The 14,937-nt window shown below is 72.4% G+C and carries 13 protein-coding genes; 7 read left to right on the top strand and 6 right to left on the bottom strand.

All coding sequences use genetic code 11. The features are described from left to right. Positions 1 to 191 precede the first annotated feature (191 nt). Positions 192 to 1,100: a serine protein kinase RIO gene (locus ACSQ2D_RS05920; RefSeq protein WP_435985053.1), complete on the top strand. Its 909-nt coding sequence runs from the start codon at positions 192 to 194 to the stop codon at positions 1,098 to 1,100. Between the two features lie 159 nt (positions 1,101 to 1,259). Here the strand turns inward: ACSQ2D_RS05920 and ACSQ2D_RS05915 are convergent, their stop codons facing one another. The 3 genes from ACSQ2D_RS05915 to ACSQ2D_RS05905 all read right to left on the bottom strand — a co-directional run bounded on the left by ACSQ2D_RS05915 (position 1,260) and on the right by ACSQ2D_RS05905 (position 4,385). Then, positions 1,260 to 1,916, bottom strand: coding sequence for a nitroreductase family protein (locus ACSQ2D_RS05915; protein WP_435985052.1), 657 nt, complete (start codon positions 1,914 to 1,916; stop codon positions 1,260 to 1,262). Between the two features lie 87 nt (positions 1,917 to 2,003). After that, a complete protein-coding gene (gene proS / locus ACSQ2D_RS05910) occupies positions 2,004 to 3,413 on the bottom strand; it encodes a proline--tRNA ligase (RefSeq protein ID WP_435985051.1) in 1,410 nt (469 codons plus the stop codon). A gap of 48 nt (positions 3,414 to 3,461) precedes the next feature. Continuing rightward, complete coding sequence (locus tag ACSQ2D_RS05905; protein ID WP_435985050.1) at positions 3,462 to 4,385, bottom strand: extensin family protein; 924 nt, start codon at positions 4,383 to 4,385, stop codon at positions 3,462 to 3,464. Positions 4,386 to 4,538: 153 nt separating this feature from the next. Here ACSQ2D_RS05905 and ACSQ2D_RS05900 point away from each other — a divergent pair, with 153 nt between their 5' ends. Together ACSQ2D_RS05900 and ACSQ2D_RS05895 are read left to right on the top strand one after the other, a co-directional pair. Further along, complete coding sequence (locus ACSQ2D_RS05900) at positions 4,539 to 6,974, top strand: FdhF/YdeP family oxidoreductase (RefSeq protein ID WP_435985049.1); 2,436 nt, start codon at positions 4,539 to 4,541, stop codon at positions 6,972 to 6,974. A gap of 139 nt (positions 6,975 to 7,113) precedes the next feature. After that, a complete protein-coding gene (locus ACSQ2D_RS05895) occupies positions 7,114 to 7,899 on the top strand; it encodes an alpha/beta hydrolase-fold protein (protein ID WP_435985048.1) in 786 nt (261 codons plus the stop codon). A 64-nt stretch (positions 7,900 to 7,963) separates the two neighbouring features. Here ACSQ2D_RS05895 and ACSQ2D_RS05890 read toward each other — a convergent pair whose 3' ends face one another. The 3 genes from ACSQ2D_RS05890 to ACSQ2D_RS05880 all read right to left on the bottom strand — a co-directional run bounded on the left by ACSQ2D_RS05890 (position 7,964) and on the right by ACSQ2D_RS05880 (position 10,877). Then, positions 7,964 to 8,842, bottom strand: coding sequence for a GNAT family N-acetyltransferase (locus ACSQ2D_RS05890; RefSeq protein ID WP_435985047.1), 879 nt, complete (start codon positions 8,840 to 8,842; stop codon positions 7,964 to 7,966). A 74-nt stretch (positions 8,843 to 8,916) separates the two neighbouring features. Continuing rightward, positions 8,917 to 9,798, bottom strand: coding sequence for an HpcH/HpaI aldolase/citrate lyase family protein (locus ACSQ2D_RS05885; RefSeq protein WP_435985046.1), 882 nt, complete (start codon positions 9,796 to 9,798; stop codon positions 8,917 to 8,919). Between the two features lie 5 nt (positions 9,799 to 9,803). Further along, positions 9,804 to 10,877, bottom strand: coding sequence for an HpcH/HpaI aldolase/citrate lyase family protein (locus ACSQ2D_RS05880; protein WP_435985045.1), 1,074 nt, complete (start codon positions 10,875 to 10,877; stop codon positions 9,804 to 9,806). Positions 10,878 to 10,966: 89 nt separating this feature from the next. Here ACSQ2D_RS05880 and ACSQ2D_RS05875 point away from each other — a divergent pair, with 89 nt between their 5' ends. The 4 genes from ACSQ2D_RS05875 to ACSQ2D_RS05860 all read left to right on the top strand — a co-directional run bounded on the left by ACSQ2D_RS05875 (position 10,967) and on the right by ACSQ2D_RS05860 (position 14,768). Further along, positions 10,967 to 11,686: a hypothetical protein gene (locus ACSQ2D_RS05875; RefSeq protein ID WP_435985044.1), complete on the top strand. Its 720-nt coding sequence runs from the start codon at positions 10,967 to 10,969 to the stop codon at positions 11,684 to 11,686. A gap of 17 nt (positions 11,687 to 11,703) precedes the next feature. Further along, complete coding sequence (locus ACSQ2D_RS05870) at positions 11,704 to 13,011, top strand: magnesium transporter MgtE N-terminal domain-containing protein (RefSeq protein ID WP_435985043.1); 1,308 nt, start codon at positions 11,704 to 11,706, stop codon at positions 13,009 to 13,011. Then, positions 13,008 to 13,562, top strand: a complete 555-nt coding sequence (locus ACSQ2D_RS05865; RefSeq protein WP_435985042.1) for a DUF1003 domain-containing protein — start codon at positions 13,008 to 13,010, stop codon at positions 13,560 to 13,562. Before ACSQ2D_RS05870 ends, ACSQ2D_RS05865 begins: the two co-directional genes overlap by 4 nt. Before the next feature lie 63 nt (positions 13,563 to 13,625). After that, positions 13,626 to 14,768 carry an Mrp/NBP35 family ATP-binding protein gene (locus tag ACSQ2D_RS05860; protein WP_435985041.1) on the top strand — a complete coding sequence of 381 codons (1,143 nt, stop codon included), beginning with the start codon at positions 13,626 to 13,628 and terminating at the stop codon, positions 14,766 to 14,768. The last annotated feature ends 169 nt before the right edge of the window (positions 14,769 to 14,937 follow it).

Genomic DNA, 14,937 nt, shown 5'->3' with positions numbered 1-14,937 from the left:
CTCGGTGATACAGATCCGCAAACGCCTCGACCGACGGCGCAACATCAATTCCGTTGCGCGGGACCCGGTGGATGCGCCAGTCTCTTCGCGAGCGCAGCGGCACACGGCCGCACGCCAGGACCCAAGGAGGGTGACATGACCATCACGGCCCCGGGCATGCCTGCCCACATCTCTTCTTCCTTGGAGTTCTCTTGTCTTTCAACGCATTTCACGACGACGACCTCACAGTCGTCGGCAACCGACTGACCGCACGACGCGGCCTCGGCCTCGAGGACGAGCAGTACGCGGTCGACACCGACCCCGACGGCCCTCCCGAGGGCGACCGGTGGTCGAGCTGGGACGGAGCCACCCACGGCCCGAAGCCCCGTCCGGAGTGGGTCATCACCGACCTCGGCGCGGTCGAGGCCGACCTCGGGGTCCTCAAGACCGGCAAGGAGGCCGACGTCCACCTCGTGCGCCGGTGGGTGCCCGGCTCCCCCGACCGCGACGTGCTCATGGCCGGCAAGCGCTACCGGTCGAGCAAGCACCGCATGTTCCACCGCGACTCGGGCTACCTCGAGGGGCGGCGCGTGCGGAAGTCGCGCGAGACGCGGGCCATGCGGACCCGCACCTCGTTCGGCAAGGAGCTGATCAGCGGCCTCTGGGCCTTCGCCGAGTTCGAGACGCTGGTCCGCCTCTGGCACGAGGGGCTGCCCGTGCCCTACCCGGTGCAGATGTCCGACGACGAGATGCTGATGGAGTTCATCGGCACCCCCGACGGGCAGGCGGCGCCGCGTCTGGCGCAGGTGCGTCCTGACCCGGACCTGCTGCCGGTGCTCTTCGAGCAGCTGCGCGAGGCGATGCTCCGGCTCGCCGAGCTCGGCTGGGCGCACGGCGACCTCTCCCCCTACAACGTGCTCCTCGAGGGCGAGGGGGACGACGCACGGCTCGTCCTCATCGACTGGCCGCAGGTCGTCGACGTCATCGGCAACCCGCACGGCCCGGAGTTCCTCGAGCGCGACACCCACAACATGTGTGACTGGTTCACCCGTCGTGGGTATGCGGTCGACGAGGGCCTGCTCTTCGGTGACCTCATCGCGGCGGCGACGTCGCGCTGGTGAGGACGCTCGTCGTCACGCCGAGGGGCCACGGACCAGATGGAGGCCACCCGTTCGTGGGGTGGCCTCCATCGTCCCTCCAACCGTCGAAAGGCCACGAACCGGGCCGTTCCGCGACCCCGCGGGCACTCTGGTCCCCCGGTTCGTGGCCTTTCGACGTGGTCAGTCGGTGAGGAAGTCCGCCGGGTGGCCGAACTTCCCCGAGTGGACGAACGCCGCGAGCGGCAGGCGAGACCGCGGGAGCCGCGCCCGGGCGCGCACCCACTCCGGCATCTCACCGTCGCTGTCGGGGCCGGCGGGCAGCCCGAGCGCGATCCCCGTCGTCACCGCCCAGTGCGGCGGGACGGCGAACCGCTCGGTCGCCGCCCGGTGGTCGAAGCCGCCGAACTGGCGCACCTGCAGGCCCATCGAACGCGCCTGCACGGTGATGTGCGCGACGGCCTGCCCGAGGTCGAACATCGCGTAGTCGCTGTAGGCGAGCTCGTGGTCCTCGTCGGTCGCGACCTGGTGCAGCGTCAGGATGATGGCCGAGGCCGACGGCGCCCACACCTGGTTGGCCGACGACAGGACCTCGACCATGGCGGCGTGCGTGTCGTCGCCGCGCAGGCCGACGATGAAGCCCCACGGCTGCGAGTTGCCGGCCGACGGTGACCACCTCGCGGCCTCGAGGATCGCGCGCAGGGCCTCGGCGCCGAGCACGTGCGAGCGGTCGTAGACCATGACGCTCTCGCGGTCGCGCAGCAGGGGCGTCAGCGTCTCCGGCTGCGCCGCCGGCACCGCGGGCGTATGCCGTCCGCTGTCCACGGTCTCGTCGCTCACGTCTCGCTCGCCGTCCTCACGCACTCGTCAACCATGCCGCAGTCCGTGGTCTTCCCGCCCGAGGGTGTGGGCGGGACCACGTCCCGGTCAGTAGGCGCGGCCGACGACCGCGAGCACCCCGTCGTCGGACTCCGACGTCGGCACGGTGCCGTCGGGCATCGTCAGGCACCGCACGGTGACGGCCGACTCCGCGAGCACGGCCTCCCCCTCGTCCCCGAGCGTCGCCCACGGGATGGTGGCCCACCCGGTGCGGGCCGCCTCGGCGGCCTCCTCGAGGGTGGTCACGGCGGCGGTGTTCGCGTCGCGATGGGCGAGCGCGGCGGCATACAGCGTGTCGTGGTCCTCGTCGAGCGCGCCGGTCACCGTGTCGACGACGGCGCCGAGCGGCACCGACGACTTGCCTCCGGCGATGCGCCGGGCCACGGTGACCGAGCCGTCGGCGAGGTCACGGGGGCCGACCTCGACCCGGACCGGGATGCCCTTGAGCTCGGCATCGACGGCGCGGCGTCCGAAGGGCGTGTCGACGCGCGCGTCGAGCTCGGCCCGCACGCCGCGCGCGACGAGGTCGGCGACGACCTGACGTGCCGCCTCGACGACACCCTCGCCCTCCTTGACGACCATGACGAGGGCCTGGACGGGAGCGAGCCTCGGCGGCACGCGCAGGCCGTGGTCGTCGCCGTGTCCCATGATGAGGCCGCCGAGCATGCGGGTGGAGCTGCCCCACGACGTCGTCCAGCACGTCTCCTGCCGACCCTGCTCGGACAGGTAGGTGATGTCGAACGCCTTCGCGAAGTTCTGGCCGAGCTCGTGGCTCGTGCCCATCTGGAGGGCCTTGCCGTCGCGCATCATCCCTTCCAGCGCAAGGGTGTTCGTCGCACCGGCAAAGCGCTCGCGCTTCGTCTTGCGACCGAGGACGACGGGCATCGCGAGCATCTCGCGCATGAACGGCGCGTAGACCTCCTCGTGGATGCGCTTGGCGTAGAGGCGAGCGTCCTCCTCGGTGGCGTGCGCCGTGTGGCCCTCCTGCCAGAGGAACTCGCTCGTGCGCAGGAAGATCCGCGGGCGCAGCTCCCACCGCACGACGTTGGCCCACTGGTTGAGCAGCAGCGGCAGGTCGCGGTAGCTCTGCGTCCACTTGGCCATGTACTCACCGATGACCGTCTCGGAGGTCGGGCGCACGACGACCTTCTCCTCGAGCTCCTTGCCGCCGGCGTGGGTCACGACCGCGAGCTCGGGGCTGAAGCCCTCGACGTGCTCGGCCTCACGGCTGAGGTAGGACTCCGGGATGAAGAGGGGGAAGTACGCGTTGCGCGCGCCGGCCTCCTTGATGCGCCGGTCCATGTCGGCCTGCATCCGCTCCCAGATCGCGTAGCCGTACGGTCGGATGACCATCGTGCCCCTCACTGGTCCGTTGTCGGCGAGCTCCGCCTTCGCGACGACGTCCTGGTACCAACGGGGGAAGTCCTGTGACTGAGGAGTGAGCACGGTCTTGGCCATGGGCCCGATCCTACGATCGGGCGCGGGGGCGCCGTCACGTCGTCTGACCTAGGCGCGCTCCATCGTCGCGACCATGAACGCCTGCCAGGCCTCGCGGCTGTCGCCGAGCTCCCCCGGCCCGCCGGCCTGCTCGAGGATGCGCGTGGTCGCCTCCCGCGTCACGTCGTCGAAGTCGCCGGTGACCTCCACGTCGGTGCGGCCCCAGACGTGTCGGCACATCGCCTGGACGGCCTGGACCTGCGCGTCGGACCGGCGGATGAGCCGCGGCCGCTCCGGCCCGAACCGGCCGAGGTCGACGTGGATGTGGTTGCTGTGCGCGGCGTCGAAGAGGTAGGTCAGCACGTCGGCGAACTCGTGGTGCAGTCCGGCGGCCGTGCGCCAGTAGAGCGCGAGGCGACGGCGCAGCTCGGGCGCCGGGGCGTCGCGCCACCGGTCGTAGCGCAGGCTCGTCAGGTCGCGGCCGTCGGCGCGCAGCCGGGCGATGTCGATGGCCTCGCCCGAGCTGTGCCACGACGTCGACGAGCCGCGGACCCACGCGCCGTAGGAGCGGACCTCGTCGGGCACCTGTCCGACGTGGCGCCGGTGCAGCGCGAGCCACCGGTCGAGGCGGTCGCCGAACGGCTCGGTGACGTAGTAGGTCGCGGGGCGCGCGTTCACCTCGTAGACGTAGGTGGCGTTGCCGATGCGCCGCCTCGCCTGCAGGTCGGAGAAGCCCACCGGCTGCGGGTCGATGCGCAGCTCCGGCGGTGCCGGCTCCCCGAGACGCGACAGCTGCGGGAGGGACGGGAGGCCGGGACCGCGCGACACGGCATACGCGCCTCCGGCGGCGACGGCACCCACCGCGCCGAGCGTGATCAGGCGACGGCGGGTCAGGCCGCCGCGCGGCGCCCCTGCCGACGCGTCCGGCGCGGCGGGGTCGGCGGGGTCGGGCACGGGCGGCGACGGCTCCCCCGTCCGCGTGTCCTGGCTCATGCCTGCTCCAACGCTCGAGGCGGCCGGAGGTATCCCGCAGGGGACGAAGCGGATGGGGCAGACTCACAGGAAACTGCCAGTCCCACGTGGTGACGTGCGGGGACGAACGGGGAACGAGTCTTGTGACAACCGATCCGACGAGGGGTTAGACCAATGTCCGAGCACCGGCGCCGCGCCATGATCCCGATCGTGCCCGTGCGGCCGACAGCGGCTCCCACCCACGACGTCGACCCGACCCAGGTCGACCGCGGCAAGATCAAGTCGAAGGCTGCCGGCCTCACCGCCATCGCGGTGACGGCGCAGCGCGGCATGGAGCAGATGGGCGCCCGCCGGTCCTTCGCGACGCTGCGGCGCATCAACCAGGCCGACGGCTTCGACTGCATGGGCTGCGCGTGGCCCGACCCGCACCCGGAGGAGCGCAGCTTCGCCGAGTTCTGCGAGAACGGCGCCAAGGCCGTCGCCGAGGAGGCGACGCTGCGCCGGGTCGGCCCCTCGTTCTTCGCCGAGCACCCCGTCGCCGAGCTGTCCGGCTGGACCGACTACCTCCTCGGGCAGCAGGGGCGCATCACGCACCCGATGGTGCTGCGCGACGGCGGCACCCACTACGAGCCGATCTCGTGGGACGACGCGTACGCCCTCGTCGCCGAGCGGCTGCGCGGGCTCGCGTCCCCCGACGAGGCGGTCTTCTACACGAGCGGGCGCGCGTCGAACGAGGCGGCGTTCGCCTACCAGCTCTTCGCCCGGGCCTTCGGCACGAACAACCTGCCGGACTGCTCCAACATGTGCCACGAGTCGACCTCCGTCGCCCTCGCCGAGGTCATCGGCATCGGCAAGGGCTCGGTGAGCCTCGACGACATCCACGAGGCCGAGCTCATCCTCATCGCCGGACAGAACCCCGGCACCAACCACCCGCGCATGCTCACCGCGCTCGAGATCGCCAAGCGGGGCGGCGCCACGATCATCGCCGTCAACCCGCTGCCCGAGACCGGACTGCGCGGCTTCGACAACCCGCAGAAGGTCAAGGGTCTCGTCGGTCTCGGGACCGAGCTCGCCGACGAGTTCCTGCCGATCCGCCTCGGCGGCGACCTCGCGCTCTTCCAGGCGATCGGCTCGCTCCTCGTGGCCCGCCACGACGCCGGCGAGGACGTCTTCGACACCGACTTCATCGAGCGCCACACCGCCGGCTTCGAGGAGTGGGCAGCCCACATGCGCGAGCTCGACTGGGACCTCGTCGACGAGGCCACCTCGCTCGACCGCGCGCAGATCGAGCGGGTCGCCGAGCTCTTCGCCACCTCGCGCAAGACGGTGCTCTGCTGGGCCATGGGCGTCACGCAGCACCGGCACGCCGTCGCGACGATCAAGGAGATGGCCAACGTCGCCCTCGTCCAGGGCAACATCGGCAAGCCCGGCGCCGGCCTGTGCCCCGTGCGCGGGCACTCGAACGTCCAGGGCGACCGCACCATGGGCATCTGGGAGAAGCTCCCGCCCCACTTCGGCGACGCCCTGGAGGCCGAGTTCGGCATCGACGTCCCGCGCGAGCGCGGCCTCGACGTCGTGAACTCGATCCGCGCCATGCGCGACGGCGAGGCGAAGGTCCTCGTCGGGCTCGGCGGCAACTTCGCCGCGGCGACGCCCGACACCGAGGTGACGCACGACGCCCTCCGGTCGGTCGACCTCGTCGTCAACATCTCGACGAAGCTCAACCGCTCGCACGTCGTCGTCGGGCACACCTCGCTCATCCTGCCGACGCTCGGTCGCACCGAGCGCGACGAGCAGCGCAGCGGCCTGCAGGGCGTCACCGTCGAGGACAGCATGTCGAGCGTGCACCTCTCGCACGGCCGCCTCGAGCCGGCGGGCCCGGAGCTGCGCTCGGAGGTCTCGATCATCAGCGGGATCGCTGCGGCCACGCTGGCGGGGCAGGGGGCCGCCGGCGAGATCGACTGGGCCGCCATGGCCGACGACTACTCCGTCATCCGGCGCCACATCGAGCGCGTCGTGCCCGGGTGCGAGGCCTACGACGAGAAGGTGCACCGCCCCGGCGGCTTCGTGCTGCCGCACCCGCCGCGGGACTCGCGGACGTTCGAGACGCCGTCGCAGCGAGCCGTGCTCACGGTCAGCCCGCTGCAGATGGTGTCGGCGCCCGAGGGCCACCTCGTGCTCCAGTCGCTGCGCAGCCACGACCAGTTCAACACGACGATCTACGGCCACGACGACCGCTACCGGGGCATCTCCGGCGGGCGCGAGATCGTCATGGTGCACCCCGACGACCTCGCCACCCTCGGGTTCTCCGACGGTGACCACGTCGACGTCATCGCGCCCTGGCCCGACGGCACCCAGCGGGTCGTCCGCGACTTCCGGGTCGTCTCCTACCCCACGGTGCGTGGCTGCGTCGCCGCCTACTACCCCGAGGTCAACCCGCTCGTGGCCCTCGAGTCCACGGCCGTCGGCAGCAACTGCCCGGTGTCCAAGGCGGTCATCGTGCGCCTCGTCCCGGCAGGTCAGGCGCCACCCCACTCGGCGAGCGACGACCTCGAGGCCGGCGACGACTCCGAGAAGCGCAGCGAGGTCAAGCCGCACCACCTGAGCTGACGCAGCACCCCGCCCCACGCCACCGTCCCAGGACCGCGCCGCCGCCCCGACCACACCCGGTCGGGGCGGCGTGCGTATGCCGTGTGCTCGCGGCGCGCGTCGCCCCGCCACCGGGCCGTTGGGGTCCTACGCTCCCCGCATGTCCTCCGACACCGGCCCGTCACGACGCGCCGTGCTGCTCGGCGCCCTCGGCCTCGCGACCGTGACGACCGGGCTGGCCGGGTGCTCCGCCGCCGACGGGCCGACCCTCAGCGACGGCGTGCTCTCGGACCGCTTCGGTGTCGAGGCGCCACGCTGGCGTCTGGCCGTGCCGCGGTCGGGCCGTGCCACGGGTCTCGTCGTCGCGCTGCACGGCTTCGGAGGGGGCGCCGACGACGCGTTCGACCTCGGTTTCGGCGATGCCGTGGAGCCCTCGGGGATGGCGCTCGTCTCCGTCGACGGCGGCAACGGCTACTGGCACCCGCGCCGCGACGGCAGCGACACCGGGGCGATGGTCCGTGACGAGCTCGTGCCGATGGCGCTCGAGGCCTCCGGGCTGCCGGCGACCTCACCCGTGGCCCTGCTCGGCTGGTCGATGGGTGGCTTCGGTGCGCTCCTCATCGCGAGCGAGCTCGGGCGTTCGCGCGTCAGCGGCGTCGTCGCCGCGAGTGCCGCGCTGTGGCAGAGGGGCAGCGAGACGCCCGCCCGGGCCTACGACGGGCGCGCCGACTTCGACCGGCACTCGATCTTCAACCGTCTCGACCGGCTGCGGGGCATCCCGGTCCGGCTCGACTGCGGCACGTCCGACCCGTTCATCGCCGCGAACCGCGTTCTGGCCCAGCGACTTCCGGGCGCGGAGGGCCACTTCATCCCAGGTGGCCACGACGACGACTTCTGGAGCAGCAACGTCAGGGCCGAGATGACCTGGGCTGCCGCCCGGACCTGAGACCCTCTCTAGCGCCTCCCCTCGACAGCTCCCCGGGTCGAGGTGCGGGTGCGCGCGGAGGGCCTCAATCGGCGCGGTGCAGGTCGTGCGCGTCCGGGTGGCGGTGGAAGCCGGCCGAGAGGTACGCCGCGACACCGCCGACGTTGGCGCTCGGCGTGCAGACGAGGGCGCTCGACGAGCCGAGGTCCCGGAGCGCCGCCGCGCACGCGAGCGTGATCGCCCGTCCGTGGCCGCGGCCGCGGTGGTCGCGGTGCGCTCCCAGCGGCTCGATGAGACCGGGACGGCCCCGGCCGGCCGACCACACCGTGGCCGTCGCGACCGCCGCCCCGGACTGGTCGTAACCGACGAGGCACCGCGCGTCGCGATAGGCAGGCCCGGACGCCATGGTCCGCCAGCGCTCCTCGGTGAACGTCGAGGTCTCGAACGACGCACGCTGCACGGCCACACGGTCCCGGAGCCGCTCCGGCGCCGGGTCCGGTCCGACGACCTCGATCCGCAGTCCGCAGTCCTCCACGGGCTCGGTGAGGTCACGGACAAGCGGCGTCCACGGCTCGCTGTCGGTCCACCCGTCGGCGGCCAGGCTCGCGCGGAAGGCGTCGCCGTACCGCGCCTCGACCGACGCCTCACCGGCCGGGAGCACTCCACGCTCGGGACGCGCCACGTCGGCGACCAGCTGCCGCGCGAGCTCGTCGTCGTCACCCGCCTCGGGCGCGACCGCCATCCGCAGCACGCGCGGCTCGTCGAGGAACCCGAGTGCGACGAGGCTCCCGTCGCGGCTCCACGTGCGGACCGCCGCGGCGGTCGTCGCGGCGCCGAGGCTCCAGTTCCAGCCGAGGTCGCCGGGGTGCAGCTGGACCGGCATCCCGTCCTGCTGCCACCCGCGCAGCACGCGCACCGCCTCGACGAGGCCCTCGACTCCCGGTGTGACCAGCTCGACCGCCATGCCCCGATCCAACACGGTCACCGAGCGAGACCACACCCCGTTTTCGACGTCGGCGTCTCCCCCGGCCGGTCAGATCAGGTCAGCGCGGCGATGGCGTCGGCGGTCGCGAGCACCTTCTGCGCCGTGTCGACGTGGAGACTCTCGATGAGCCTCCCGTCGAGGATGACGACGCCCTTGCCCTCGGCCTGCGCGGTCTCGAAGGCGGCGATGACCGCCCGCGCCTGCTCGACCTGCGCGGCGCTCGGCGCGAAGACGTCGTTGCACGGCCCGACCTGCCCCGGGTGGATGAGGGTCTTGCCGTCGAAGCCCATCTCCCGGCCCTGGTGCGCCTCGGCGAGGAAGCCCTCGGCGTCCGAGACGTCGTTGTAGACCCCGTCGAGGACGGCCACCCCGGCGGCGCGGGCCGCGAGGACCGCGAGCTGGAGCGAGGTCTGGATCGCGGCGCGGCCGGGGGCGAAGCTCGCCCCGAGCTCCTTGTAGAGGTCGTTGGTGCCGAGCACGAGACAGGCGAGGCGGTCGGACGCGCGCGTGATCTCCTCGGCGTGCAGCACGGCCACCGGCGTCTCGACCATGGCCCAGAGCCGCGTGTGCTGCGGGGCGCCCGCGGCCTCCATCGCGGCGACCAGGGCGCGCACCTCGTCGGCCGAGCCGACCTTGGGCACGACGATCGCGTCCGGGCCGGCCGCTGCGGCAGCCGCGAGGTCGGCGTCGTGCCACTGCGACCCCAGGCCGTTGACCCTGATCGTCAGCTCGCGACGGCCGTACTCTCCGGACTGGGCTGCGGCACAAGCCTTCTCGCGCGCCGCCTCCTTCGCGTCAGGGGCGACGGCGTCCTCGAGGTCGAGGATGAGCGCGTCGACGGGAAGGGTCTTCGCCTTCTCCAGCGCACGCTCGTTGGAGCTCGGCATGTAGAGCACCGAGCGGCGGGGACGGTATGCCGTGGACGAGGCGGTCACGGGAGTCAGTCTTCCTGCGAGGCGGGCTCGGCGGCATACAGCTCGGCGAGCGCGGGGTCGGTGCGCGCGAGCCGCTCGGCGAGCTCGACGATGACGAGGCACTGCTTGAGGCTGGCGTCGTCCTCCATCTTGCCGTCGAGCATCACGGCGCCCGTGCCGTCACCCATCGCGGCGACGACGCGGCGCGCGTGGGCGACGTCGTCGGCCGACGGGCTGAAGACGCGCTTGGCGATCTCGATCTGCACGGGGTGCAGCGACCACGTGCCGACGCAGCCGAGGAGGAAGGCGTTGCGGAACTGGTCCTCGCAGGCGACGACGTCCTGGATGTCGCCGAAGGGGCCGTAGTAGGGGTAGATCCCGTGCATCGCGCACGCGTCGACCATGCGGGCGATCGTGTAGTGCCAGAGATCCTGCTGCGCCGTCGCTCGCGGGCCGGTGACGTCCCCGTCGACGGGGTCGGTGCGCACGAGGTAGCCGGGGTGGCCGCCACCGACGCGTGTCGTCTTCATCCGGCGGTCGGCAGCGAGGTCGGCCGGCCCCAGCGAGAGCCCTTGCATGCGCGGCGAGGCCCCGCAGATCTCCTCGACGTTGACCATGCCGCGCGCCGTCTCGAGGATGGCGTGGACGAGGATCGGACGGGTCAGCCCGGCCTTGGCCTCGAGCTGGGCCAGGAGCCGGTCGACGTAGTGGATGTCCTCGGCGCCCTGGACCTTCGGGACCATGACGACGTCGAGCTTGCCGCCGATCTCGGTGACGAGCGTCGTCAGGTCGTCGAGGGCCCACGGGCTGTCGAGCGCGTTGATGCGCGTCCAGAGCTGGGTGTTCTCGCCGAAGTCGGTGGCCTTCGCGATGTCGACGAGCCCGGCGCGGGCCGCCTCCTTGCGGTCGGCCTTGACGGCGTCCTCGAGGTTGCCGAGGAGCACGTCGACGGTGCCGACGAGGTCGGGCACCTTGGCCGCCATCTTCGGGTTGCTCGGGTCGAAGAAGTGGATGACCCGTGACGGGCGGGCCGGCACCTGCGTCAGGGGCGTCGGCGCCCCCACCGCGAGCGGCCGGAAGAAGTCCTTGGCGCTGCGCATGGGCGCCAACGTAGCAACGGCCGGACGGCCCGCGTTATGACGACAGTCACGCACGTCGCCGATGAGGGCGGGATCACTAAGGTGGCGGTGTGACCGAGCGTGCGACCGAGCCCGTGGCCGAGAAGGCGGGCGAGACGGGGACCGACCGAGGGGCCGAGCAGGTGACCTCTGCGGCCACCGGGCAGACCGACCCGCAGTCCGCGACGGCCGCTGCCTCTGCCACGGCCCTGCTCGGCGAGGCGATGGCCAAGTCCGGCCTGCTCTGGATCGAGGTCGCCGACGACCGCACGTGGCCGGCCTGGCACGTGTGGGACGACGGCGCCGCCCTCGTCGTGAGCGGACCGGGCGAGCAGCCGCTCCCCTGGCTGCCCAAGGAGGTCAGGGTCATCCTGCGCAGCAAGGACACCGGGGGCCGCCTGCTCACCGTGCGCGCGCACGTCCACGTCCTCGAGCCCGGCACCCCCGAGTGGCAGCGCGCTGCCGAGCTGCTCCGCGCGTCGCGGCTCAACTCGGTCGACGACTCGCTGACCCGCTGGGCAGCGGAGTGCACCGTCACCGCGCTCGTGCCCTTCGACAGCCCGCTCGAGTCGCCCGGCGCGTATGCCGCCCACGACCACCGCGAGCCCCCGGCCCGCACCGCCGCGACGACGACGTCGTGGCGCCCGTGGCACTGGGGCGGGCGCGGTGAGGAGAAGGCCGAGCGCAAGCGCGCGCGGGACGAGGCCAAGGCCGGTCGTCGCGCCGCGAAGGAGCGGGCGAAGCTGCGCAAGAAGCGCCAGCGACGTGGCACCCGTCGCCGCGGTCGCTGACCCCATAGCCTTGCCCCATGAGTGCGAGCACCCGCGTCTTCGTCGCGCGCCTGACCGGACTGAGCGTCTTCGACCCGCTCGGTGACCAGGTCGGGCGCGTCCGCGACGTCGTCGTGATGTTCTCGGTCAACCGGCCCGAGCCGCGCGTCATCGGACTCGTCGTCGAGGTGCCGGGTCGCCGCCGCGTGTTCGTGCCGATGACCCGGGTGACCTCGATCGACGCCGGCGCCGTCATCACGACGGGCCTGGTCAACATGCGCCGCTTCGAGCAGCGCACCAACGAGGTGCTCGTCGCCGCCGAGCTCTTCGACCGCACCGTCCGCGTCACGACGCCCGAGGCCGTCGAGGCCGGCTTCGCCGACGCGCTCGTCGAGGACCTCGCCATCGAGCAGGGTCCGCGCCGTGACTGGATCGGCACGCGCGTCTTCGTCCGGCAGGCGCCGGCCGGGGTCTCGTCGGCGTCGAAGGCGATGTCCCGGCTGACGCGTCGCCGGTCGGGCAAGACGATGCTCGTCGACATCCGCGACGTCGTGGGCCTGCACGAGCAGGCGGGCGCCCAGAGCGCCGAGCGCCTCCTCGAGACCTACGACGACCTCAAGGTCGCCGACCTCGCCGAGGTCATCCACGACCTCAACCCCAAGCGCCGCGCCGAGGTGGCCGCCGCCCTCGACGACGAGCGGCTCGCCGACGTCCTCGAGGAGCTGCCGGAGGACGACCAGGTCGAGATCCTGGCCGGCCTCGCCAACGAGCGCGCGGCCGACGTCCTCGAGGCGATGGAGCCCGACGACGCCGCCGACCTGCTCGCCGACCTGCCACCCGAGCAGGCCGAGGAGCTGCTCCAGCTCATGGAGCCCGACGAGGCCGCTCCCCTGCGTCGTCTCCTCGCCTACGACGAGAAGACCGCCGGCGGCATGATGACGACCGAGCCGGTCATCCTCGGTCCCGAGGCGACCATCGCCGAGGCCCTCGCGACGGTGCGCCGTGAGGAGCTCGCCCCCGCGCTCGCCTCGATGGTCTACGTCTGCCGCCCGCCCCTCGAGGCTCCGACCGGCCGCTACCTCGGCCTCGTGCACATCCAGCGCCTGCTGCGCGAGCCGCCGCACGGCGCCGTCGGGTCGATCATCGACAAGGAGATCGAGCCGGTCGTCGCGACGGCCACGCTCGAGACGGTGACGCGGACGCTCGCCACCTACAACCTCGTCTCGCTGCCCGTCGTCGACGACGACGGACGCCTCATCGGAGCGGTCACCGTCGACGACGTGCTCGACCACATCCTCCCGGAGGACTGGCGTGAGGAGCGGCACGAGCTGGGGGTGAAGCCGTGAGCGAGCGCGCCGAGCGTCGCACGGGCGCGCGGGCGGTCCGCGGCGACAAGCTCGACCAGCCCCAGGAGAAGCGCGCCCGGGTGCTGCCGCGGATCACCCTGACCCAGGAGGCGTTCGGCGTCCTGTCGGAGCAGTTCGCGCGCTTCATGGGCACGGCCCAGTTCCTCATCGGCATGACGGTCTTCGTCGCCGCGTGGATCGCCTGGAACGTCCTCGCGCCACCGTCGCTCGTCTTCGACGAGTTCCCGTTCATCTTCCTGACGCTCATGCTGAGCCTCCAGGCGTCGTATGCCGCCCCGCTCATCCTCCTCGCGCAGAACCGCCAGGCCGACCGCGACCGCGTGGCCCTGGAGCAGGACCGGGCCCGTGACGAGCGCAACCTCGCCGACACCGAGTTCCTGACGCGCGAGGTGGCCTCGCTGCGCCTCGCCCTGCGGGAGCAGGCCACCCGTGACTTCGTGCGCTCCGAGCTGCGTTCGCTGCTCGAGGAGATGGAGGACCGCGGGATCGTCCGCAGCGCCGACGACGAGCCCAGGGACAACCGGCACTGACCGTGAGCGAGCGCACCCCGGCCGTGGTCGGGGCGCCCCGCACGGCGGCATACGATGGAACACATGTCTGTCGCCGCACTGCCCAGCCGTGACGCCATGCTCACGGCGCTGTCGAAGGTCAACGACCCCGAGATCCGCAAGCCGATCACCGAGCTCGGCATGGTCAAGTCGGTCGAGATCGACGACGCCGGCAAGGTCGACCTCGCGATCTTCCTCACCGTGTCGGGCTGCCCCATGAAGGAGACCCTGACCAAGGACTCCAGCAACGCCCTCCTCGCCCTCGACGGCGTGACCTCGGTCGAGGTCGAGCTCGACGTCATGAGCGACGAGCAGCGCGCCGAGCTGCGCTCGCAGCTGCGCGGTGGTGCCCCGGAGAAGGAGATCCCCTTCGCCAAGCCCAACAGCCTGACGCGGGTGTATGCCGTCGCCTCCGGCAAGGGCGGCGTCGGCAAGTCGTCCGTGACCGTCAACCTCGCCGCCGCGATGGCCGAGCAGGGCCTGCGCGTGGGCGTCGTCGACGCCGACGTCTACGGCTTCTCGGTGCCGCGCATGCTCGGTGTCGAGCAGCGGCCCACGCAGGTCGACGACATGATCCTGCCGCCCATCAGCCACGACGTGAAGGTCATCTCGATCGGCATGTTCGTGCCCGGCAACCAGCCCGTCGTGTGGCGTGGCCCGATGCTGCACCGGGCGCTCCAGCAGTTCCTCGGCGACGTCTTCTGGGGCGACCTCGACGTCCTCCTGCTCGACCTGCCGCCCGGCACCGGTGACATCGCGATCTCGGTCGCCCAGCTCATCCCGACGGCCGAGATCCTCGTCGTGACGACCCCGCAGCAGGCCGCCGCCGAGGTGGCCGAGCGGGCCGGCTCGATCGCCCTGCAGACCCACCAGCGTGTCGTCGGCGTCATCGAGAACATGAGCTGGCTCGAGCTGCCGGACGGCACCCGCCAGGAGATCTTCGGCTCCGGCGGCGGTCAGGCGGTCGCCGACTCGCTGACGAAGAGCATCGGCGCCCCCGTCGAGCTGCTCGGCCAGATCCCCCTCGACACGCGCCTGCGCGAGGGCGGCGACAACGGCACGCCGGTCGTCCTCGGCGAGCCCGACAGCGCTGCGGCCGTCGCGCTGCGTGGCATCGCCCGCAACCTCGGTTCGCGCGCCCGCGGCCTCGCCGGCCGCTCGCTCGGCCTCACCCCGGCCGGCCGCTGACCGACGCGCAGCCACGGCCGACCACGGCCGACCACGGCCGACTCAGGTCCCCGGACCACCGCTTTCGCCAGCGAACGCTGCGTTCGGTGGCGAAAGCGGTGGTAGAGCAGTGGGTTCGCGACCGAACGCCGCGTTCGACGCGGTGGATCGGCGCGAGAGGGTCGGGCTC

Origin of the sequence: Terrabacter sp. LjRoot27 (assembly GCF_964254175.1) — a bacterium.
In the GTDB taxonomy this organism is placed as follows: Bacteria; Actinomycetota; Actinomycetes; order Actinomycetales; family Dermatophilaceae; genus Terrabacter.
Note: the sequence above shows the minus strand (reverse complement) of the source record. Positions and strands in the feature narration are given on the sequence as shown.

Bases quoted from the DNA above. Each gene is read 5' to 3' on its own strand.
- proS (WP_435985051.1), bottom strand. From the start codon at position 3,413: ATGGCCAAGACCGTGCTCACTCCTCAGTCACAGGACTTCCCCCGTTGG.
- ACSQ2D_RS05905 (WP_435985050.1), bottom strand. From the start codon at position 4,385: ATGAGCCAGGACACGCGGACGGGGGAGCCGTCGCCGCCCGTGCCCGAC.
- ACSQ2D_RS05900 (WP_435985049.1), top strand. From the start codon at position 4,539: ATGTCCGAGCACCGGCGCCGCGCCATGATCCCGATCGTGCCCGTGCGG.
- ACSQ2D_RS05895 (WP_435985048.1), top strand. From the start codon at position 7,114: ATGTCCTCCGACACCGGCCCGTCACGACGCGCCGTGCTGCTCGGCGCC.
- ACSQ2D_RS05890 (WP_435985047.1), bottom strand. From the start codon at position 8,842: ATGGCGGTCGAGCTGGTCACACCGGGAGTCGAGGGCCTCGTCGAGGCG.
- ACSQ2D_RS05880 (WP_435985045.1), bottom strand. From the start codon at position 10,877: ATGCGCAGCGCCAAGGACTTCTTCCGGCCGCTCGCGGTGGGGGCGCCG.
- ACSQ2D_RS05870 (WP_435985043.1), top strand. From the start codon at position 11,704: ATGAGTGCGAGCACCCGCGTCTTCGTCGCGCGCCTGACCGGACTGAGC.
- ACSQ2D_RS05860 (WP_435985041.1), top strand. From the start codon at position 13,626: ATGTCTGTCGCCGCACTGCCCAGCCGTGACGCCATGCTCACGGCGCTG.